This is a genomic window from Kiritimatiellia bacterium (assembly GCA_026417735.1).
GTDB lineage: Bacteria > Verrucomicrobiota > Kiritimatiellia > PWTM01 > PWTM01 > CAACVY01.
In genome coordinates, this window is record JAOACR010000011.1 from 38,782 (window position 1) to 59,626 (window position 20,845).

The window sequence follows — 20,845 nt, forward strand, 5'->3', positions numbered from 1 at the left end:
TCGCCTCCCCCGCTGCCGGTGCGAGACCGCCGCGGGTGGGCCGATGAACTGGGCCTTGTCCACCCGCTGGAACGCGCGTCGGCATCGCGATGGCCGGGCGCTGGTTGACGAAATCCTCGCCGCAGGCTTTCGAGCGCTCGAGCTGAGCTACGACCTCCGTCGCGACCTCGTGGAGGGCGTCGAGGCCCGCGTCCGAGAGGGCGCTGTGGAGATCGTCAGTGTTCACGCCTTCTGCCCCGTTCCGAGCGGAGTGCCGAGCGGTCACCCCGAGCTCTGGCTACCCGCTTCGCTGGAGCCGGAGGAACGCCGCAAGGCGGTGCAGCACCTCGGCGAAACCATCCGGTTCGCGGGCTCCCTTTGCGCCCGCGCGGTGGTCGTCCACGGTGGTTACGTACGGATGAAGAACCGCAGCGCACGGTTGATCCGGCTGGCTGCAGCCGGCCGCCGAGAGGGGTGGTGGTGGCGCTGGCACTGGTCCGCCGCGCTCCGCGATCGGGAACGGCGGGTCGCGCGGCACCTCGATGCGCTGCGCGCCTCCCTGGAGGAACTGCAGCCGGTGCTCGCGGAGTGTGGCGTCCGCCTCGGACTCGAAAACCTCCCCTCGTGGGAAGCTGTCCCCGCCGAGCGCGAGGTGGAGGAGCTCCTGAGGGGCCTGCCGCCCGCTCAGTTCGGCGTTTGGCACGACTTCGGCCACGGCCAGATTCGGGAAAACCTCGGCTGGACCAACCACCGCCGCATGCTGGAAAACCTTGCGGACCGCGTCGTGGGTTTCCATGTGCACGACGTCACACCGCCCGCCACCGACCATGTACTACCGCCGGAGGGCATGATTCCGTTCGCCGACTTCGCCCAGTTCGCTCGGCTACCCGTACCGTACGTGATTGAGCCGCCGCGCGATGCACCCCCGGAAGCGCTACAAAAAGCGCTGCAACATCTGAACGCGCTCTGGAGGCCGGCACATCCTTCCTGGGAGACCCCCACATGAAACGAGCACTCATCACCGGCATCACCGGACAGGACGGCTCCTACCTCGCCGAATGGCTGCTGTCCAAGGGCTACACCGTGATCGGCATGGTGCGCCGCGCCAGCACCGAGAATTTCGAACGGATCGAACACCTCCGCGACCGGATCACGTTGCTGCAGGGCGACCTGCTCGACCCCTTCTCGCTGATCCAAGTGCTCGAGGTCGCCCAGCCGGACGAAATCTACAACCTTGCCGCCATGTCGTTCGTGCCGACCTCCTGGAACCAGCCGACGCTCACCGGAGAGTTCACCGCGCTCGGCGTCACGCGGTTGCTCGACGCAATCCGGACAGTCTGCCCGAAAGCCCGCTTCTACCAGGCCTCCAGCAGCGAAATGTTCGGCAAGGTGCGCGAAGTGCCGCAATCGGAAACCACGCCGTTCTACCCCCGCAGCCCGTATGCGGTCGCGAAGGTCTACGGCCACTACATCACGGTCAACTACCGCGAAAGCTACGGCCTCTATGCAGTCTCCGGCATTCTGTTCAACCACGAGAGCCCCCGCCGCGGGCTCGAGTTCGTCACGCGCAAGATCTCCCACGGTGTCGCCCGCATTCGCCTCGGCCTCGCGCGGGAGCTGCGGCTGGGCAACCTCGACGCCTGCCGCGACTGGGGGTTCGCCGGCGACTACGTCCGCGCAATGTGGCAGATGCTCCAGCAGCCGGAGCCGGATGATTACGTGGTGGCGACCGGCGAGTCCCACTCCGTCCGCGAGTTCTGCGAGATCGCGTTCGCACACGTCGGGCTGGACTGGCGCCAGTACGTCGTCAGCGACCCCGCGTTCCTGCGCCCCGCTGAGGTCGAGCACCTCATCGGCAACGCCGCGAAAGCGCGAGCCCGTCTGGGCTGGGCGCCGACCGTGGACTTCCCTGGATTGGTTCGAATGATGGTCGACGCCGATCTGGAGCGGCTGCGCGCGCGGCCGGCCAACGCGACGTGAAGGTGCTGATCACCGGCGCGGCCGGTTTCGTCGGCCGTCATCTCGTCGCGGAGCTCGCGGCGCACAACCACGAAGTCGCCGCCTTCTGCCTGCCGGGCGAAACGCCGCCCCCCGAGATTCCCGTGCACCACGGCAGCGTCGCGGAAGCGGACGATCTCGAGGCGGCGCTCGACCGGTTCCGCCCGGACGGATGCGTGCATCTGGCCGGTGTCTCGTCGGTGCCCCGCTCGTGGGCCGCACCGGCGGAAACGTTCCGGACGAACCTGCTCGGCACGCTGTACCTCCTGGAGTCGGTACGGCGACGCCCCGGCCTCCGCTGCCTCATTGTCACCTCTTCGCAGATCTATGGCGCCGGCGGCGACGACCGCCCGCTCGACGAAACGACCCCCCCGCGTCCCGCCTCCCCTTACGCGATTTCAAAGGCTGCGGCAGATCAGCTGGCGCTCGCATGGGCTCACCGATTCTCGCTGCCGGTCCTTACCGCCCGCCCCACCAACCACATCGGCCCGGGGCAGTCGCCGGAGTTCGTGGTCGCCTCGCTCGCGCTGCAGCTGGCGCGGATCTCGCTGGGGGTCGCCGCCCCCCCCGTGCGCGCGGGCAACCTCGAGAGTGTCCGCGATTTTCTCGACGTGCGCGACGTGGTGCGCGGCTACCGGCTGCTGCTCGAGCGCGGCCGCGCCGGCGAAGCCTATCATCTGGCCTCCGGCCGCGAATACCGCATCGCGGATCTCTGGGAGCGCCTCTGCGCGATCGCCGGCCTTCATCCGCCCGTCGAGGCCGCGCCCGAACTCTGGCGTCCGGCAGATCGCGGTCCCCGGCTCGATTGGACCCGCATTCGCACTCACACCGGTTGGCTGCCGTCCATTCCGATCGAAGAAACCCTCCGTGCAATCTATGACGACGCCCGCCGCCGCGTCACCATCAGCTGAACGCCCTCCCGCTCGTCCAACGATGGGAACCCCGCCTCCCGCAGTTCTCCAAATCTTGGACGCCGCGCTCCTCCCTCTGCCGCCTATGCGCGCCCCAACGAAAGGTCCCCGACGATCTTCCACACCGGCCCGTCCCGAACGAGCCGGAGCTCGCGATCCTGAAACGCCGCGGCCAGTTCGCGCTGCAACAACTCGAGCGCGCGATCCTCGATTTGCCGCCTCAGCGCCAACGGCACCGGTCCGACCGTCCGCACGTCAAGCGTCACCACATATCCCGGCCCTGCCGCCGAACCTAATCCCGCGCTGAACGACGCGCTCAAATGGAACAGACCCTCCGCGGTGTGGTCCACAATCGAGCCTGCGGGCGGTCGGCGCGGATCCCGCACCCCGACGGACCCGAACTCCGCTTCAAGCGCGCGGTCCACCCGGCCGAACATCTCGTGCAGCCGCCGTTCAAACTCCTCAACGGCGTGGTGCCGCAGTGTCATTGAGGCGGGAGCGACGCGTCGCGCTGCCGGCGCACCTCGTACATCGCGATCGCCGCCGCGACCGCGGCATTGTAGGAGGCCACCTTCCCACGCATCGGAATTGCGACCGAGCCCGAACATGCCGCGCGAACCCGCTTCTGCACGCCGTGTCCCTCCGCGCCCACCACGACCGCCAAGCCTCCGCGCAAATCCCATGCGTAGATCGGCCGCGCGTCCTCCGCCGCCTCGAGCGCCCAGCAGCGAATGCCCCGCCGCTCCATCTCCGTCACTGCGTTCGCGAGGTTCGCGACCCGCGTCACCGCCAGGTGTTCCACCGCACCCGAAGAGGCCCGCACCACCGCCGGCGTGACGCCGCAGGCCCGGTCGCGAGCCAGCACCACGCCGTGCACCCCGGCCGCCTCCGCGGAGCGCATGATCGAACCGACGTTCTGCGGATCCTGCAGATGATCCAGCACCACCAAAAACGGGGGCTCGTCCCTGTGACGCGTCGCCTCCAGCACCTCCTCGAACTCCGCCTCCTGAAACGGTTCCGCCTCGAGCACCACGCCCTGATGATTCGCACTGGCGGTGCGACGGTCCAGCTCGGACTTCGGACACCGCCGCACCGGCACGCCGCGCCGCCGCGCCCACCCTTCAAGCGCCGACACCGTCGGCCCCTCCCGCACCCCCTCGGCCACCCACAACGCGCGGCATCGGCGCCGCCCCGCCCTCAGCACCTCCAGCAGCACCTGCCGCCCGTACAGCCACTCCACTTCAGCCGGGCCCGATTCGCGTTGATGCATCACGCGGTCTTCCTATAGCATCAGCGCAGGTCTCGCAACCGATGCCTCACACCAGTGCCAGTGGCCGGATCGCCGCCTTCACCGCCGTCCTCTGGCTGGCGCGCGGCGTCGCCGCGGACCCCGACACGACGCCCCCGCGCGATCCGGCCCCCACCGCGACCGACCCGATGGCGGAAATCGAGTCCGCGGTCGCCCGCATCCGCGCCAGCTACGAGCAGCTGCGGCTGCGCATGGACGAACAGGACCGCGAACTCCGCCGCGCGCGCGCGGCGCGACAAGCGGCCGAAGCGCGCCACCGCGAGCTGGAAGGCCGCGTGCGCGAGCTGGAGGCCGAGAACATCTCGCTGCAGGCGCGCATCAGCCGGCTGCAAACCGATCTGGAAGAAGCCCATCGCCGCGCAGAGCTGGCCACCACGGAGGCGCGCGGGCTGGACGAGCGGCTGCAAACCGTGCAGCGCGACCTGCGGCGCCTCACGCAGGAACGCGACGAGCTTGCCGCCTCGCTGCAACGCGAACGCGCCCGCGCGGACGAGGCGGAGAGCGACCGCCTTCGTCTGCGCGCGGTCGTCCGCGATCTCGAGCGGCGCGTGCGCAGCGCCACCGAGCCGGACGCCCCGCCGCCCGAAGCCGCCGAGCCCGCGCAGGAAGTCACGATGCCGCCTCCCGCCCCTCCGCCCACCGCCGAGCCGGCGGTGGAGGCCACGACCACCACCCTCACCGTCGCACCGCGGCCGGTACCGGAGCCGCCCGCCAGCATCGTCGCCACCACGTCGAGCGGCACCGCGCTCCTGCCGATGCCGCCGGCCGGATGGACGAATCCTCCGCCCGTTCCTGTGCCCGTCCTCTCCGCCACCGGCGGGGCAACGGCCGTCGCCGTGCTCACCACCGCCGCCCCGCCCTCCGAGGCCGCCCCTGTGCCGATGCGGCTAGTTCCGGTTGAAGAGGTCGATGAGTCCCGGCTCACTCAACTGCTTCTTCAGGCGGCGACTGCCCGCGAGGAGCGCCGCTGGGAGGAGGCCCGCACACTCTACGAGGAAGCTCTGCGGCTGCGCCCGGGTGATCCCTCGGCCGCCACGGGCTTGGCGGAAACGTTGCTGGCGCTCGGCGATCTGGCCGCCGCCGAGCGGCAGGCACAGCAGCTGCTCGCCGCCGCGCCGGACCACCCCGACCGGCTGCTGCTGGCCGGCACTGTCGCCGCGCGCCGCAGCCGCCACGATGAGGCGGTCCGATACCTGCGCCGCGCCCGCGAGCTCGCACCGCTGCGCGCGGACATCGCGCGGGAACTCGGCTCCGCGCTCCACGATGCGGGCCGCTACGACGAAGCCGCCGCCACCTTCATCGCCGCCGCCGGCCTGGAGCCGGACGACTCCCTCTCGTGGTTCAACGCCGCGGTGTGTCTGCTCAAAACCGATCCCCCCAAACGACAGCGCGCGGCTGAATGCTACCGCCGTGCGATCGAACTTGGAGAGCCCAAAGATGAACGGATCGAACAACGATTGCGGGAACCGGATGTGGCGCCCTGACCTGCTGCGCCGCGGCGCCGCGCTCGCGCTGCTTGTGCTGCTGCCCCTCGCCGCGAACGCACAGTCGGGCGAGCTGCCGGAAAAACCCGCCTATCAGCAAATGCTGGCCGGCGACCGCGCGCTGGAGGCCGGCGACGCGCCCCGTGCGCTCGGCGCCTACCAGGAGGCGCTCACGCTGTTCGAGCGGCTCCGCCGCGAGCGGCCGAATTACAAGCCGGCCGCCATCGAATACCGGATGGACTACTGCCGCAAGCGAATCGCAGCACTGCTCGGTGATCCCGCGGTGCAGGCCGCCGCCGCTCAGCCGCGCGCGCCCGCGCCGGCCGACCGGCTGCGCGAACTGCAGGCCTCCCTCGAACAGCTCCAACGTGAACGCGAGAGCCTCCAGCACGAGCTCGCCGAACTCCGCCGGCAGCTCGAGCGCGCAACCTCACGGGCCGACAGCGCGGAGGCGAATCTGGCGGAGCTTCGCGCCCAGCTCGCCGCCACGCAGCAACAGTCCGCCGCACTGGAGCGCGAGCTGGCCGCCGCTCGCGCGAATGTGCCGGTCGCGGAACACCGCGAAGCGCTCGCCGCACTGCGCGCCGCCGAAACCGAGCGCGCCGCGCTCCAGCGCCGCGTCGAGGCCGCCGAACGCACCACCACCGCGCTGCAGGAGCGCCTCGCCGCCGCCGAGTCGCGGGCGCGCGAACTGGAGGCCACCGTGGCGGACCCCGCCCGGCTCACCGCGCCCTACGAGCAGCAGCTGCGCGAGGCGCGCGAGCGCGCCGACGCCGCCGCGCGTCGCGAGGCGGCCACCGCCGCCCGCGCGGAATCGCTCGCGGCGCAGCTCCACGCCGCACGCGAGGAAATCGCCGCGCTGAAAGCCTCCGCCACCTCCGCAGCGCGCGGCGGCGACACCGCACCCGCCCGCGAACTGCAGCAGGTCACCGCCGAACGCGACGCGGCCGCCGCGGAGGTCGCACGGCTGCGCACCGAGCTGGAGCGCCTCGAGGCGGAACGCCGCGACGACCGCGAACGCATCCGCGAACTTGGCCGCGCGCTGAAAAGCGCCGCGGAACCGGCAGCGCGCGCGGAACAGGAACTGCGAGCACTGCTGGAAAAAACGATCGCAGAGCGCGACGCCGCCCGCGAACAGGCCGCCACGCTCCAGCTCCGCGTGCGCGAGCTCGAGGCGGCCCGAACCGAATCGCCGGAGCCCGCCGCCAACACCGATGCCGCACTCGCGGAAACACGCGAGCAGCTTCGCCGCTCCGAAGCCCGCCTCCAGGCGCTCGCCGCGAAACTCGATCTGCGCGACCGCGAAGCTCGTGAGGCGGAACGCGAACGCGACGCGCTCCGCCAGGAGCTTGAACGCGTGCGCGCGGAACGCGACCGCCTTCAGGAATCTGCCACGCGCCGCCCCCCGGAGTCGTCCCCCACCACGACCGCGACGCCGCCGCCCATCCCAGAGTTGCCGCCCGAACTGCAGCAGCAGCTGGAGACCGCCGTCTCCCTGCTGGCCTCCAACCAGGTCGCGCCGGCGCTGGACCTCTTCGATCGCGTGCTGAGTGCCGCGCCCGATCACCCGGACGCGCTGCTCGGCTACGGCCGCGCCGCGCTCGCGCTCGGCCAGCTGCGCCCCGCCCGCGCCGCCGCCGAGCGTCTGACCGACCGCCACCCCCAGCTCGCCGCCGGTCACCATCTGCTGGGACTCGTCGAGGCGCGCGACAACAACCGCCGCGCCGCCGGCCGCGCGTTCGCAAAAGCCGTCGCGCTGGAGCCGAACAACCCGACCTACCACCGCGATTTCGCGATCGCCTGCTACAAGCTCAACCGACTCGACGACGCGATCGCGGAATACCGCGAGGTGATCCGGCTTCATCCGAACGACGGCCAAGCGCACTTCAACCTCGCCGCGCTGCTGATGAGCCTGCCCAACCCGCCGCTGGAAGAGATCCGCGCACTGTACCGCCGCGCCCGCGAGCTGGGAGAGCCGCCAGATGCGCAGCTCGAACAACGCCTCGGGCTCTGAGCCGGCCGCGCTCGCGATCGCACTGCGCCTCATGCTCGCGATCGCGACGCTCGCGCGGGCGCAGGCGCCCTCGGACGGCGCCGGGAGTGACCCGCTCGCGTTTCGGCTGCAGGCCGTCGAACAGGCCGCCGCCGCGCTGCGGCGCAGGGCCGCCGACCTGGCGGAGGAGCTCGAACGCCTCCGCGCCGACAATGAAACGCTGCGGCGACGGCTCGACGAGGCGAACACCCGCCTGGCCGCGGTCACCCGCGTCGCGGCGGCCGCGGAGGCCGAACGCGCCGATCTGCTTCGGCAAGCGCGCGACGACGCTGCTCGGATCCGCGCACTGGAAGCCCGCCTGGCCGCCGCCCCCGCCGCCGAATCGCCCGGCACCCGCGAGCTCCGATCCCTGCTCGAACAGCGAACCCGCGAGCTGGCCGAACTCCGTCGGCGCGTCGCAGAACTCGAACGCGACAGCCGCCAGTCGGGCGCCCCCGAGCGCTCGCCGCCGGCCGCGCCGCAGCCGGAGGAGATCCAACGTCTGCACCAAATGTTCGCGGCGGAAAAGCAGACGTGGAAATCGCTTCACGAGCTTGCCGAACAGCAGCGCCTTGAAGCGGAGGCCGAGCGGGACCGCCTCCGGGAGGAACTGCGCCGCACGCTCGCCCGGCTGGACGACCTTGAGAACCGGCTGCGCGCTCGTGACGAGGCCCGCACCGCCGGGCCCGAAAAGGGCGACAGCGCGCTGCGGGAGCAGCTCGATCGCGAGCGTGCAGCCAGGGAACTGGCGGAAATCAAGGCGGAAGCGTTTCGCCGCGCCTGGATGAACGCGCGAGCCGCCGGCGCCGAGGCCACGAATCCGCCCGCTCCACCCCCCGACGCCCCCCGCCGCCTGCGCTGAGCCGGACAGCGCGCGATGCGCCAGTGGTCAGGCACCGACGCTCTCGACGCAGAGACCCGCTGCCCCTCCACGTGCGCCGGTCCAAGGTCTAGCGCTGGCCGTCCAGCTCAATCATCGCCTTCAGCACGCCGTCGCGCAGCCCTTCGACCAGCTCGAACGCCTCTGCGGCGCGCTCGAGCGGATAGCGGTGCGTGATCATCCAGCGCGCGTCGACGCGGCCGCTCGCCAGCATCTGCAGTGCCGGTTCCGCACAGTGCGCCTGACGGCGCACGTTCTGAAACCGAATCTCCCGGCGGCGCGCCAGATCAATCTGCAGGGAGATTCGCTCCACCGACGGAATACCAATCATCGAGAGCGTCCCGCCCGGGCCGAGCATCCGCAGGGCCTGGTCCACCGCGGACTGCTGACCGCAGCACTCGAACACCACATCCAGCCCCAGCGGCTCGCGCCGCGCCAACTCGCCCACTGGATCGTCGCGCTCCGGGTCGCCCGCCCACACCGCGCCCGCCCGCCTCGCCGCCGCGCGCCGCTCTGGCACCGGATCGGTCGCGTACACCACCGCCGCCCCCTCGGCCCGCGCCGCCAGAATCACCGAAAGCCCGATCGGACCCGCGCCCAGCACCGCAACCCGGCGCCCCACCATCGGTCCGCTCTGGCGCACTGCATACACCGCGATCGCGAACGGCTCGGACAACGCACCCAGATCCTCGTCGGCCCCGGGCGGCAACGGAAGGCAGTTCGACTCGGGCATCACGATCATCTCCGCGAGGCAGCCTTCCAACTGGTCGGGACAGCCAAGAAACTTCAGTGCCCGGCAGGTGTTGGGCCGCCCGCAACGGCACTGATCACACGCACCGCAGGACACCGCCGGCTCCACCGCGACGCGGTCACCCGGCCTCACGCCGCGCACCGCGGGCCCCACCGCGTCGACCACGCCGGCGCATTCGTGGCCCACCGCGAAGGGATAGCGAACCACCTGGCTGCCGATCCGTCCCTCCGCATAGTAGTGAATGTCGGAGCCGCACACTCCCACCCGCGTGATCCGGATGCGGACGTCGCGCGGTGTGCGCAGCTCAGGCAGCGGGGCGGACTGCAGTTCCAGCTGCCGAATGCCGGTCAGGCGAAGAATTTTCATCGCGAGGGCGCTTCCCTCCGCTCGCTGGCGGCGGTGGTGCGCGGTTCGCGGAGCGCGTCGCCGCGGCCGATGCCAATGCGCCGCCCCATCGCGGCGAGCCGCAGCGCGACACAAGCGGCGCAGTCGCCCGGCTCCTCGTCCACGCACGGTTTGTTCGGGTAGAGCAAGTAGTGCCGCCGATAGCGCCGCGGCGTCATGTTGGGCATGAACACGTTCGCGCCACACTGCAGCGCACGGTCGCGACCGCCCGGCAACGCCGCGTCGAACGCGGTCGTTGCGGGGATGTGCGCGCGCGGCTGCAGCCGCCGCAGCGCAGCGATCGCCAGAAACCACATGTCCGGATCGTGCGCCCATGCGTTGGGCTGGCCGGCCAGCGGCGTGTTCGGATGCGGCAGGAACGGTCCGATGCCGGCCATGTCCAGGTCGAGCGCGCGGCACAACAGCAGGTTGTCCGCGAGCCGCTCCACCGTTTCGCCGGGCAGACCGATCATGAATCCGCTGCCCACCTGCACCCCCAGCTCGCGCAGGTGCTCGAGGCAGCGCAGCCGGTCCGCCAGCGTGCTGCCGGGATGCAGTCGCGCAAACGCGTCCGCATCGGAAGTTTCAAACCGCAGTAGGTAGCGATCCATGCCCGCATCGCGCCAGCGAGCGTACACGTCGCGCGGGCGATTGCCGACCGAGACCGTGATCGCCAGCGGCGTCGTCGAGCGGATTTGCCGGATGATGTCGGCCAGACGCCGGTCGCCCTCGGCCGACGGCGCCTCACCAGACTGCAGCACGATCGTGCTGGCGCCGCGTGCGGCCATCGCCCGAGCCGCCTCGAGGATCTCCCCCGCGTCCATCGTGTATCGGTGCACCAGGCGGTTCGACCGGCGCAGCCCGCAGTAGAGGCAGTCGTTGGCACAAACGTTCGAGAACTCCACGATGCCGCGCAGCCACACCTCGTCGCCCATCCACTGCCGTCGAACGCGGTCCGCCTCGCGCCACACCGCCTCTCGTTCCGCGCCGCGCGCCCGGAGCCAGCCGAGCACATCGGCACGGGTCGGCACCGAGGGGGGCGCCCTCATGCGACCGGCTCCGTGCGCGCAGGCCGCACAGGGCGGGGAGCCGGCGTCTCCACCGGCATCGGCATGGCGCGGATGGCAGCCTCGCCCACCAACCCCGCCAGTCGCTCGACAAGCGGCTTCCCCACCGTGACGCTCCAGGCGGGCCCCGCGCGGATACGCAGACGGCGGGGCGAATCGCTCCACTCGACCTCGAACTCCACCGGGCGCGTGCCGTGGTGGGCGCGCAGCGCATCTTCGAGCGCCGACAGCGCCTCCGCGTCGTCCAGCATCGCCGCCGGCAACCGCACCGTGAGCCTGCCGACACAGCGGTTCAGCGCCTCTTCCACCGACATCACCCGCTCCGCCGCCAGACTCACACGGTTCTGGTAGTTCGCTTGCACCATGCCCTCCACCACCACCACCGCGCCCTCGCGCAACAGCTCAGGCGCACAGCGCTCCAGCGCATCCGGAAACAGCACCACCTCGAGCTCGCCCGTTGCGCCGTCCTCGATCGTGAACACCGCCATCCGCCGCCCCATCGTGCGGCCGCGCTTCACCGTCTGATACGTGAGCCGCGCGATCGCACCACCGACTCTCACCGGCGGTCCGTCACCGGGCGGCGGCGGGTGCGCCAGCGAGAGCGATACCGGCCAGCGCAGCGCGGCCAGCGCCCAACGGTGTTCTTCCGTCGGATGGCCGGTCAGGCTCAGCCCGAGCGTCTCCCGCTCCGCCGCGAGCAGCTCCGCCAGCGACCACCGCGGCACCTCCGGCCAGCGGCGCATGCCGGTGAGCTCCTCGGCGCCGAACAGCGAGAGCTGCCCGCTGGCGCGGTCCTGTGCGGCGTCCGCGGCGGAGGCGAGCACCGCGTCCAGCGCCGCCAGCATCTGCGCGCGGTGCGACCCTCCGCAGCGGTCGAACGCGCCGCAGCGGATCAGCGCCTCGATCGCGGCGCGGTTCACCGCGCGGCGATCCACCACGCGGCAAAAGTGGTCCAGGTCCGCAAATCGACCCACCTTCCGCCGCGCCTCGAGGATCGCCCGCACCGCCGCCTCGCCAACCCCTTTCACCGCCGCCAGCCCGAACCGCACCGCCCCATCGTTCACCGAAAACTCCACGTCGCTCAGATTGATGTCCGGCGGCAGCACCGGTACGCCGGACTTCACCGCGATCGCGATGTACTGGCCGAGCTTTTCGATCTTGTCGCACTCGAAGGTCAGGGTTGCGGCCCAGAACTCGGCGGGATGATGCCGTTTGAACCAGGCCGTCTGATAGGCGAGGATCGCGTAGCCGGTGGAGTGCGCCTTGTTGAAGCCGTAGCCGGCGAAGCGGCTGATCAATTCAAACAGCCGCTGCGCCTCCGCCGCGCCGATGCCATTGCGCCGCGCGCCCTCGATGAACGCCGCCCGCTCGCTCTCGATCACGTCGCGCTTCTTTTTCGAGATCGCCTTGATCAGCGTCAGCGCGCGGCCCAGCGGCAACCCGCCGAGCCGGTTGAGCACCTGCATCACCTGCTCCTGGTAAATCATCACGCCATACGTCTCGGCGAGGATGTCGTCCACCAGCGGATGAATGCGCTCGACCGGCTCGTGGCCCGCCTTGCGGCGGCAGTAGCTGGGGATCAGCTCCATCGGTCCGGGACGGAACATCGCGTTCGCGGCGATCAAATCCTCGATGCGCGTCGGCTGCATCTCGATCAGCACGCGCTTCATCCCGGGCGACTCAAACTGGAAGACCGCGTCGGTGTCGCCAGCGCGGAACAGCGCATACACCGCGTCGTCGTCGAGCGGCAGTTGGTCGGGATCCACATCCACACCGGTGCGCTGACGGACCAGCTCCCGGGCCCGCTGGAGCACGCTGAGCGTCTTCAGCCCCAGCAGGTCCATCTTCATCAGACCGACCTTTTCACAGGTCGGCCCGTCCCACTGCGTGATCGTGTCTGGCCGGTCGCTCGGCCGGCATAGCGGCACAATCTCCTCCAGCGGGCGGTCGCAGACCACGACCCCGGCCGCGTGCACGCCGGCGTGCCGTTGAGCCCCTTCGATTTCCCGCGCCAGGTCAATCAGCCGCCGAGCCTCGGGATCTCGGTCGTACTCCGCGCGCAGCTCCGGCGCGGACGGTGGCGCGCCGCTGTCCTCCTCGTCGCCCTCGTCCTCGTCACCCTCGGTCAGCCCCAGCAGCGCCGCCAGCGACGTGCGCGCTCCCTCCGGAATCAGTTTGACGATCTTCTCCACCCGGTCGAGCGGCCACTTGAACACGCGCGCAACATCCCGGACCACCGCGCGCGGTTTCAGCGTGCCGTACGTGATGATCTGCGCAACGTGGCCGTACTTCTGCCGCACATACTGCAGCACGCGCGCACGGCCGACCTGGCAGATGTCAATATCCACATCGGGGTCTTCCTTCCGCTGCGGGTCGGTGAAACGCTCGAACAACAGCCCGTAGCGGATCGGATCAACATTCGCGATACCGAGCGCCCAGCCGAGCAACGTTGCCACGCCGCTGCCGCGCGGGGCGGCCGGAATGCCGTTGCGCCGGGCAAACTGAACGAAGTCGTTGACGATCAAGAAATACGAACTGTATCCCTTGCCGGCGATCACCGCGAGCTCCCGATCGAGCCGCTCGCGATAGGGCGCGGGGGGCTCGCGGCCGCCGAAGCGGGCGCGCAGCCCTTCGTGCGCGAGCCGGCGCAGGTACTCGTCGGGCGAGCTGCCATCCGGAGTGGGAAACTGGGGCAGATGCTTGCGCGAGAAGTCGAGCCGCAAATCGCACATCTCCGCAATGCGCAGCGTGTTCGCCACCGCCTCGGGCCACTCCCCCAGCGCCTCGGCCATTTCGCTGGGGCTCTTCAGGTACAGTTCCTCGGGATGGTCGAGCGCATCAGGATCGTCCGCGGTGCGTTTCGTCGAGATGCAGGTGAGCGTGTGGTGGGCCTCTTTGTCGCAACGGCGGAGAAAGTGCACGTCGTTGGTGCCCACCAGCCCCAGCCCCAGATCGCGCGCCAGCCGCACCAGTTCGGGGTTGATCCGGGTCTGGTCCGCAACGCCCTGGTTCTGAATCTCAATGAAGAAACGATCGCGCCCGAAAATGTCGCGGTACTCGCCCGCGATGCGACGTGCCTCGTCCTCGCGACCGGCGAGCAGCGCGCGCGGGATCTCCCCGCTCAGACACGCAGAGGTGCAGATCAGCCCTTCGTGGTGCCGCGCCAGCAGCTCCCGGTCGATCCGGGGTTTGTAGTAGAACCCTTCAAGAAACGCCTGCGTGCTGAGCGTGCGGAGGTTCGCCCAACCCCGCTCGTTCATCGCCAGCAGCACCAGGTGCGCGGCCGCATCGCGCGCGCTGCCGTCGCGCGAAAAGCGCCCGCGCGGCGCCACGTACGCCTCCATCCCCAGAATCGGCCGCACGCCAGCCTTTTGCGCCGCGAGATAAAACTCGATCGCCCCGTACAAGTTGCCGTGATCAGTCAGCGCGATCGCCCGCATGCCCAACTCGGAGGCCTTCGCCACCAGCGAGCTGATGCGGTTGCCGCCGTCCAGCAACGAATAAAACGAGTGAACGTGGAGATGAACGAAGTCCGCCATCGTCGAACTCCGGGGCACCGCCCGGCCGGTCCACTATACCCCGCCGGGCGTCGCGGTCCAGCACCGCCAACGCCGGCTCAGACCAGATGGTGAACGAGCCGCCACATCCAGTTCGCCAGCAGAACGCCGAGCGCAACCCACCCCGCCTGTCGCAGCCGCCGCCGCCGCACCGCCGGCTCCACCGGAATCGCCACCGGCCGCCCGCGCAGGAGCGCAGCCGCGCCGGCCAGCGCCGCCCCGCCCAGCCCCATCGTCACGCCGAACGCCGCCGGACAGTCCCGCGCCGCTCGCCCCCACTGCCCCCGCAACACCGCCTGCACGCCGCGCGTGTAGCCGCAGGTCGGGCACGGCCAGCCCGTCCACCGCCGAAAACGACACTCCAGCGCCGGCACACCCCCCGCCGGCAGCCAGTACGCTGCTCCCAGCGCCGCAAGGCTGAGCCCCAGCGCCACCGCGGCGCTGCGCCTCACCCTCCGCGCGGCCGCGCCCCAACACGAGCGCCCCGCATCACACACGTCCGTCCCTCACCAGCCGCGCAAACGCCTCAAAGCTCCGGTCCCACGTCCGCTCCGCATCGGGCGGAAAACAACACGCCGGCAGCTCCCGCGCCGCCAAATGGGCGCGCAGACATTCGCAACAGACGCCCTTACGCGAACAGGGTTCATACGTGCAGTTGCAGTTGCGTCGGTTCGCACTGGTCCGGCATTCCATCGCTCGATTCTCCTGCAACAGATCTTAGCATGCGGAACCTGCCGGCGCGGAGAACACACGACTCCTTGTGCGCGACGAGCACCTCTCCTATGCTGCAGCCAGGACCGGCCGCGCGGACGCCGCAGTCGCGGTTGGGCGAAGGGGGCCACACCATGTGCCGGGCAGTCTGGCTGGCGACAGCGCTGGCGGGTGTTGCCGGATCGCAGAGTCCGGTACCCGCGGCCGAACGTCCCCACATCATCTTCGTGATGGCCGACGATCTCGGCTGGGCACAGACCGGCTATCGGGGCCATCCGGTCTTGAAGACCCCCCACCTCGACGCCATGGCGGCCGCCGGGCTGCGGTTCGAACGCTTCTACGCAGGTGGTCCCGTCTGTTCCCCCACCCGCGCCACAGTGCTGACCGGCCGCACCCACGACCGCTGCGGAACGTTGAACCACGGCCATGCGCTGCGGCGCCAGGAGAAAACGATCGCACAGGCGCTGGCTGCGGCCGGCTACCGCACCGCCCACTTCGGCAAGTGGCACCTCAACGGTTTGGCCGGTCCCGGCGTGCCGGTGCTCGCCAGCGATGAATACCATCCGGGCGTCTTCGGTTTCGAGGAGTGGGTGTCGTCCTCGAACTACTTCGACCGCGACCCGCTGCTCGGCCGTCGCGGAACGGTCGAGCAGTTTCAGGGGGACTCCTCAGAAGTGATCGTCGCGGAAGCGATCCGCTACCTTCGCGAGCAGGTCGGCACCGGCCGTCCGCTGTTTCTGGTGATCTGGTACGGCTCGCCGCACAGCCCCTGGCGCGCCTCGCCGCCGGACCGCGCCGCGTTTGCATCGCTTGGGCCGGACTCGGCCGAGCACCACGGCGAGATCGTCGCGATGGACCGCAGCCTCGGTGCGCTGCGCGCCGCGCTCCGCGAACTGCGGATCGCGGAGAATACGCTGCTGGTGTTCTGCAGCGACAATGGAGGCCTGCCGAAGATCCGGCCCGACACCGTCGGCGGATTGCGCGGGCACAAGGGCACGCTGTACGAGGGCGGTATCCGCGTGCCGGGCATCATCGAGTGGCCGGCGGTGATCCGGCCACGCGTCACGAAGTTCCCCGCCTGCACGATGGATCTGTTCCCCACCGTCGCCGACATCCTCGGGCTGGCGCCGGAGGTGTTCATTCAACCCATCGACGGCATCAGCCTCCGACCGCTGTTTGAGCGCGAGCTCCCCTCCCGTTCCCGCCCGATCGGCTTCCGCTATCAGCGCCAGGCCGCCTGGATCGCGGACCGATGGAAGCTCGTGGTGCCGAAGTTTCCAGACGGGCCCGCCGAGCTCTACGACCTGGAGACGGATCCGGCGGAGAGCCGCGATCTCAGCGCTGAGCAGCCGGCGATCGCGGAGCGGATGAAGGTGGAGCTGCTGCAGTGGCTGGCCAGCGTCGAGGCGAGCTTTGCCGGCCGCGACTACCCCCAGCGGCAGCTCGAGCGCCCCGATCCACCGCGGACGATGTGGTGGAACTCGCCACTCTACCAGCCCTATCTCGAGGCGTGGCGCGCGCGCTGGGAATACGCGAAGGTGCTCGCCACACCGCGCCGCGGTCCGCGCGAGGATGAACCGCCGTGAAACTGCGCGCACACTGCGGTGCTGCCGCAGACCACCGCGTGCAGCGCAACGACCCCGCCCACGACGCGACCGAATTTCCTCATTGTGCTCCGGGACGATGACACCGCGCACAACCTGCCGCCCCTGGCGGACCGATCGCCCGCACGCCGTCGCCGGAGCGTCTTGCGCGCGAGGGGCGCGTGCTCGACCGCGCCGACGTCAGCAGAGCGATGTGCCGGCCGCACCGCGCAGAGCTCCGCTCGGGCCTGTTTCCGCGGCCCAACGCATGTGCCTGGAACCACCCCGCTTCGTCGCCCGGCCCCCCTCTGCCTCCCCACCGCGGCGCGGCTGTGGCCGATGGGGCGCCACATGCGCCGGCTGGCTGAGGAGTTCTGCAACACTGCCGCGGAATCGCCGGACTTGAACCCCCGCGCCGAAGACCCCGTCTGCGTGACGATCCGCGTGCCTCGCCACAGGACACGCGACCGGTCGGATTTTGATGCCGCAGTGGATAGAATGAGGGCGGTCACGGCCGCTTGCTAAGCGGCACGACCACAGCGGCAGGGAGACTCGGAACCGCCGGATCGGAGGAATCGACGATGAAGCACATGCGGACGTTGTGCCCGGTGATCGTCGCGTTCGTCAGCTCGGTCGCCGTCGCAGGTGCGGCGGAACGACCAAACTTTCTGGTGATCCTCTGTGACGATCTCGGCTGGGGCGACCTGGCCTGCTACGGGCACCCTCACATCCGAACTCCGAACCTCGACCGCCTCGCGCGGGAGGGCGTGCGCCTCACTAGCTGCTATTGCGCGGCGCCGGTCTGTTCGCCGTCCCGCGTCGGCCTGCTCACCGGCCGCGTGCCGGACCGGGCGGGCGTCTACGACTGGATCCCCGAGGCCCGGACGGACGGGCGGCCGCGCGCGGATGGGCGGGACGCCGTCCACCTGCGCCGCGGCGAGGTCACGCTGCCGAGCGTGCTGAAGCAGGTCGGGTATGCGACCGCGATGAGCGGCAAATGGCACTGCAACTCCATGTTCAACCGCCCCGAACAACCGCAGCCGGGCGACGCGGGCTTCGACCACTGGTTCGCGACACAGAACAACGCCACGCCCTCGCACGAAAATCCGGTGAACTTCGTTCGCAACGGTGTGCCGGTGGGGCCGCTGACCGGATTCAGTTGCCGACTCGTCGCCCGCGAGGTGATCAATTGGCTCGACGATCTGCGGCGTCGGGAGCCGGCACGCCCATTCTTTGCCTACGTCGCGTTCCATGAACCCCACGAGCCCGTCGCCTCGCCGCCCGACCTCGTGCGGCACTACGCGGACGTAGCGCGAAACGACAACGAGGCGCAGTACTTCGCCAATGTCGAAAACATGGACGGGGCGGTCGGCGAACTGCTCGACGCGCTGGAGCGCCTGCGCGTCGCGACGAACACGCTCGTATTCTTCTCCAGCGACAACGGCCCGGAGACGCTGAACCGCTATCAGGCGGCGAGCCGCTGCTACGGTTCGGCCGGGCCGCTGCGCGGCCGCAAATTGTGGACCACCGAGGGCGGCATCCGCGTACCCGGCATCCTGCGCTGGCCGGCCCGCGTCGCGCCGGGTCGGGTCTGCGACGAGCCGATCAGCTCGCTCGACCTGCTGCCGACCTTTGCGCGCCTGGCCGGCGCCGTGCTGCCCGCGGGCCTGGAACTGGATGGCACCGATCTCACGGGCTGGCTCGCCGGCGCCCCCCTCGAGCGCCGAAAACCGCTCTACTGGGCGTACTACAACGCGATCAACGACCAGCGCATCGCCATGCGGGACGGTCCGTGGAAGGTGCTCGCTCGTCTGGAGGATGCCAACGGGGCGGTGGTGCCGAGAATGGAGAACATCACCGAGGCGACGGTCGGTCGCGTTCGCGCCGCGCGACTTGGTGGAGTGTCCGTGTTTCGGCTCCCCGACGATGTTGGTGAGTCCCGCGATCTCTCGCGCGACCTCGGAGCGCAGCGCGACGAGCTGCAACGCCGGCTCGAACAGCTGCATCAGGAAATCGTCGCGTCGATGCACGTCTGGCCAGCGCCGAAAGCCGCCATCGGCGCAGCGACCGGGTCGCGGCATTGACCGCCGCACCGTCCACCCCGCGTGTGCGCGCGCTGGTGATCCTCGCGTTGCTGGTGTGCGGCGCCGCGGTCAGCTCGCCGCCGAACTTCGTGCTGATCGTCGCCGACGACCTCGGTTTCTCGGACCCCGGCTTCATGGGCGGAGAGATCGAGACACCTGTCCTCGATGCGCTGGCCGCCGGGGGCCTCCGGTTCGTGCAGTTCTATAACAGCGCCCGCTGCTGTCCCACCCGTGCCGCGCTACTCACCGGGCTGCACCCCCATCAGACCGGCATCGGCTGGATGACCATCGCCTCGGAGGAGCCGGCCGCGCCGGATGAACCACCCGCCTACCAGGGTTTCCTGAACGACCGCTGTGTGACGATCGCGGAAGTGCTCCGCGCGCACGGATACACGACGCTGATGACCGGCAAATGGCACCTGGGGAGGCATCGCCGCGATGTCTGGCCGTTGCAGCGCGGCTTCGATCGCTTCTACGGTTGCCTGGACGGCGCGCTGCGCTACTTCCAGCCGGAGCATCCGCGCGGCATCATGCTGGACAACGATCCCGTCGCTCATCCGCACAGCACGACCGAGCGCGAGTTCTACACCACCGACGCGTTCACCGACTGGGCGATCCGCTTCCTTCGCGAGGGCCCGCTTCGCACCTCGCAGCCGTTTTTCCTGTATCTGGCCTACACCGCGCCCCACTGGCCGCTGCAGGCGTTCGAGGATCTCATCGCAAAATATTGGGACCGCTACCGGCTCGGCTGGGATCACGTGCGCGAGGAGCGCTGGCGCCGGCAGCAGGCGGCGGGGCTGTGGCCGCCCGGCACCCGTTCGCCGCCGCGCCCGGCCGAGATCCCCGCCTGGGATAGCCTTCCGGCCGACCGCCGGGACGAGATGGCGCTGAAGATGGCAGTTTATGCGGCGATGGTGGACCGGATGGACTGGAACATCGGGCGGCTGGTCGAGTGCTTGAAAACGTCCGGTGTCTACTCGAACACGGTGATTCTCTTCATGTCCGACAACGGCGCCTGTGCCGAGGGTGGCATGTTTGGCCGCGGCGAGTTCCGCGACGTCACGAAGCGCAACCGGGAGTTTGCCAACGCCTATGGCGAGGCGTGGGCGTGGGCCTGCAATACCCCGCTCCGACTCTACAAGCGCTATCTGCACGAGGGCGGGAGCGCCTCACCGTTTGTCGTGCACTGGCCCGCCGGCCTCCGACCGCAGGCGGAATGGTGCCGCGAACCGGCCAGCGTGCTTTACATCCTGCCGACGCTGCTGGACCTGGCCGGCGCGGTATACCCGCGCGAACGTCGCGGCGTGCCGCTGCCCCCGCCGGAGGGCATTTCGCTGCGGCCGCTGCTGGAGGGCCGTCCGCTTCAGCGGGTGGCGCGGATCGCGTTCGAACATGAAGGCAATGCCTCGCTCCGCGACGGCGTCTGGAAGCTTGTCGGCCGCGACCTGGTGCAGCCGGCGGGCTTGGCGGCGGAACGCTGGGAGCTGTACCGCATCGGCGAGGACCCGACGGAGACGCTGGACCTCGCCCGCGCGGAACCGGAGCGGCTGCGCGCGATGCACGCCCTGTGGATGGACTGGGCGCACCGGGTGGGGGTCTGGCCCAAGGGCGATCGCGGCCCGCTCCCCTCCCGCGTGCCGCACGCACCGCAAGTCGCCGGCCGGACGCTGGGGGTGGACCTCGAGGTCGAATCCCCCGCACCTCGCGGCGTGGTGCTCTCGCACGGCGGCACCAATCTCGGCTGGGCCGTGTACTTCGATGCGGAGTCCCGCCCATGCTTTGCGGTCCGTCATCGCGGCCGGCTTCACGAGCTTCGAGCAGACCGCCCGGTGCGCGGACACCTGAGCGTTCGCGCGGAGCTGACCGCAACCACGCTGACCCTTCGCGTCCAGGGGACCACCGCCGCCACAGCGCCCTCGCCCGGTCCCTTGCCCGCGGAGCCGGCCGCCGGTCTGCACGTGGGCGAAGGGCCGCAACCGATCGGTTCCTACGTTCCGCCGTTCCGTTTTCGCGGCTGGGTTCACCGCTGGGACGTTGTGGCCGAGCCGGCCCCCGGCACCGCCCCCTCGCGCTGAGCCGTGGGCCATGCGGCTTGATGGAGCTCGCAGGGGCTGA

The 20,845-nt window shown here is 70.4% G+C and carries 16 protein-coding genes; 9 read left to right on the forward strand and 7 right to left on the reverse strand.

Going from position 1 to position 20,845, the window contains the following annotated elements; all coding sequences use genetic code 11:
* Positions 1 to 43 precede the first annotated feature (43 nt).
* The 3 genes from N2652_06525 to N2652_06535 are packed head-to-tail and all read left to right on the forward strand — an operon-like array spanning position 44 to position 2,888.
* Positions 44 to 985, forward strand: a complete 942-nt coding sequence (locus tag N2652_06525) for a sugar phosphate isomerase/epimerase (protein MCX7818844.1) — start codon at positions 44 to 46, stop codon at positions 983 to 985.
* Complete coding sequence (gene gmd / locus N2652_06530; protein MCX7818845.1) at positions 982 to 1,959, forward strand: GDP-mannose 4,6-dehydratase; 978 nt, start codon at positions 982 to 984, stop codon at positions 1,957 to 1,959. Before N2652_06525 ends, gmd begins: the two co-directional genes overlap by 4 nt.
* Positions 1,956 to 2,888 (forward strand): GDP-mannose 4,6-dehydratase, encoded by a 933-nt coding sequence (locus N2652_06535; GenBank protein ID MCX7818846.1) that lies wholly within the window; start codon positions 1,956 to 1,958, stop codon positions 2,886 to 2,888. Before gmd ends, N2652_06535 begins: the two co-directional genes overlap by 4 nt.
* A gap of 83 nt (positions 2,889 to 2,971) precedes the next feature.
* Here the strand turns inward: N2652_06535 and N2652_06540 are convergent, their stop codons facing one another.
* A complete protein-coding gene (locus N2652_06540; protein ID MCX7818847.1) occupies positions 2,972 to 3,376 on the reverse strand; it encodes a hypothetical protein in 405 nt (134 codons plus the stop codon).
* The gene (rlmB, locus tag N2652_06545; protein ID MCX7818848.1) at positions 3,373 to 4,158 is read right to left on the reverse strand and encodes a 23S rRNA (guanosine(2251)-2'-O)-methyltransferase RlmB; all 786 of its coding nucleotides are present in this window, start codon (positions 4,156 to 4,158) and stop codon (positions 3,373 to 3,375) included. The genes N2652_06540 and rlmB overlap by 4 nt, the downstream gene beginning before the upstream one ends.
* A 41-nt stretch (positions 4,159 to 4,199) precedes the next feature.
* On the opposite strand from rlmB, the gene N2652_06550 reads away from it, so the two are divergent.
* From N2652_06550 to N2652_06560, 3 genes are read left to right on the forward strand one after another with little or no spacing between them, the layout of a single operon-like run.
* Positions 4,200 to 5,681 carry a tetratricopeptide repeat protein gene (locus N2652_06550; protein MCX7818849.1) on the forward strand — a complete coding sequence of 494 codons (1,482 nt, stop codon included), beginning with the start codon at positions 4,200 to 4,202 and terminating at the stop codon, positions 5,679 to 5,681.
* A complete protein-coding gene (locus tag N2652_06555) occupies positions 5,635 to 7,695 on the forward strand; it encodes a tetratricopeptide repeat protein (GenBank protein ID MCX7818850.1) in 2,061 nt (686 codons plus the stop codon). Before N2652_06550 ends, N2652_06555 begins: the two co-directional genes overlap by 47 nt.
* Positions 7,664 to 8,575, forward strand: coding sequence for a hypothetical protein (locus tag N2652_06560; protein MCX7818851.1), 912 nt, complete (start codon positions 7,664 to 7,666; stop codon positions 8,573 to 8,575). Before N2652_06555 ends, N2652_06560 begins: the two co-directional genes overlap by 32 nt.
* A gap of 88 nt (positions 8,576 to 8,663) precedes the next feature.
* On the opposite strand, the gene N2652_06565 is transcribed toward N2652_06560, so the two are convergent.
* The 5 genes from N2652_06565 to N2652_06585 all read right to left on the reverse strand — a co-directional run bounded on the left by N2652_06565 (position 8,664) and on the right by N2652_06585 (position 15,045).
* Entirely contained in the window at positions 8,664 to 9,710 is a 1,047-nt protein-coding gene (locus N2652_06565) for an alcohol dehydrogenase catalytic domain-containing protein (GenBank protein ID MCX7818852.1), read from the reverse strand.
* Positions 9,707 to 10,777 (reverse strand): [FeFe] hydrogenase H-cluster radical SAM maturase HydE, encoded by a 1,071-nt coding sequence (hydE, locus tag N2652_06570; GenBank protein MCX7818853.1) that lies wholly within the window; start codon positions 10,775 to 10,777, stop codon positions 9,707 to 9,709. The genes N2652_06565 and hydE overlap by 4 nt, the downstream gene beginning before the upstream one ends.
* Positions 10,774 to 14,334: a DNA polymerase III subunit alpha gene (gene dnaE, locus N2652_06575; GenBank protein ID MCX7818854.1), complete on the reverse strand. Its 3,561-nt coding sequence runs from the start codon at positions 14,332 to 14,334 to the stop codon at positions 10,774 to 10,776. The genes hydE and dnaE overlap by 4 nt, the downstream gene beginning before the upstream one ends.
* A 33-nt stretch (positions 14,335 to 14,367) precedes the next feature.
* The gene (locus N2652_06580) at positions 14,368 to 14,682 is read right to left on the reverse strand and encodes a hypothetical protein (GenBank protein ID MCX7818855.1); all 315 of its coding nucleotides are present in this window, start codon (positions 14,680 to 14,682) and stop codon (positions 14,368 to 14,370) included.
* A 159-nt stretch (positions 14,683 to 14,841) separates the two neighbouring features.
* Positions 14,842 to 15,045, reverse strand: coding sequence for a DUF6485 family protein (locus N2652_06585; GenBank protein ID MCX7818856.1), 204 nt, complete (start codon positions 15,043 to 15,045; stop codon positions 14,842 to 14,844).
* Positions 15,046 to 15,197: 152 nt separating this feature from the next.
* Here N2652_06585 and N2652_06590 point away from each other — a divergent pair, with 152 nt between their 5' ends.
* The 3 genes from N2652_06590 (at position 15,198) to N2652_06600 (ending at position 20,805) form a co-directional block, all read left to right on the forward strand.
* The gene (locus tag N2652_06590; protein MCX7818857.1) at positions 15,198 to 16,649 is read left to right on the forward strand and encodes a sulfatase-like hydrolase/transferase; all 1,452 of its coding nucleotides are present in this window, start codon (positions 15,198 to 15,200) and stop codon (positions 16,647 to 16,649) included.
* A gap of 578 nt (positions 16,650 to 17,227) precedes the next feature.
* Positions 17,228 to 18,730, forward strand: coding sequence for a sulfatase-like hydrolase/transferase (locus N2652_06595; GenBank protein ID MCX7818858.1), 1,503 nt, complete (start codon positions 17,228 to 17,230; stop codon positions 18,728 to 18,730).
* Positions 18,727 to 20,805 carry an arylsulfatase gene (locus tag N2652_06600; protein MCX7818859.1) on the forward strand — a complete coding sequence of 693 codons (2,079 nt, stop codon included), beginning with the start codon at positions 18,727 to 18,729 and terminating at the stop codon, positions 20,803 to 20,805. The genes N2652_06595 and N2652_06600 overlap by 4 nt, the downstream gene beginning before the upstream one ends.
* The last annotated feature ends 40 nt before the right edge of the window (positions 20,806 to 20,845 follow it).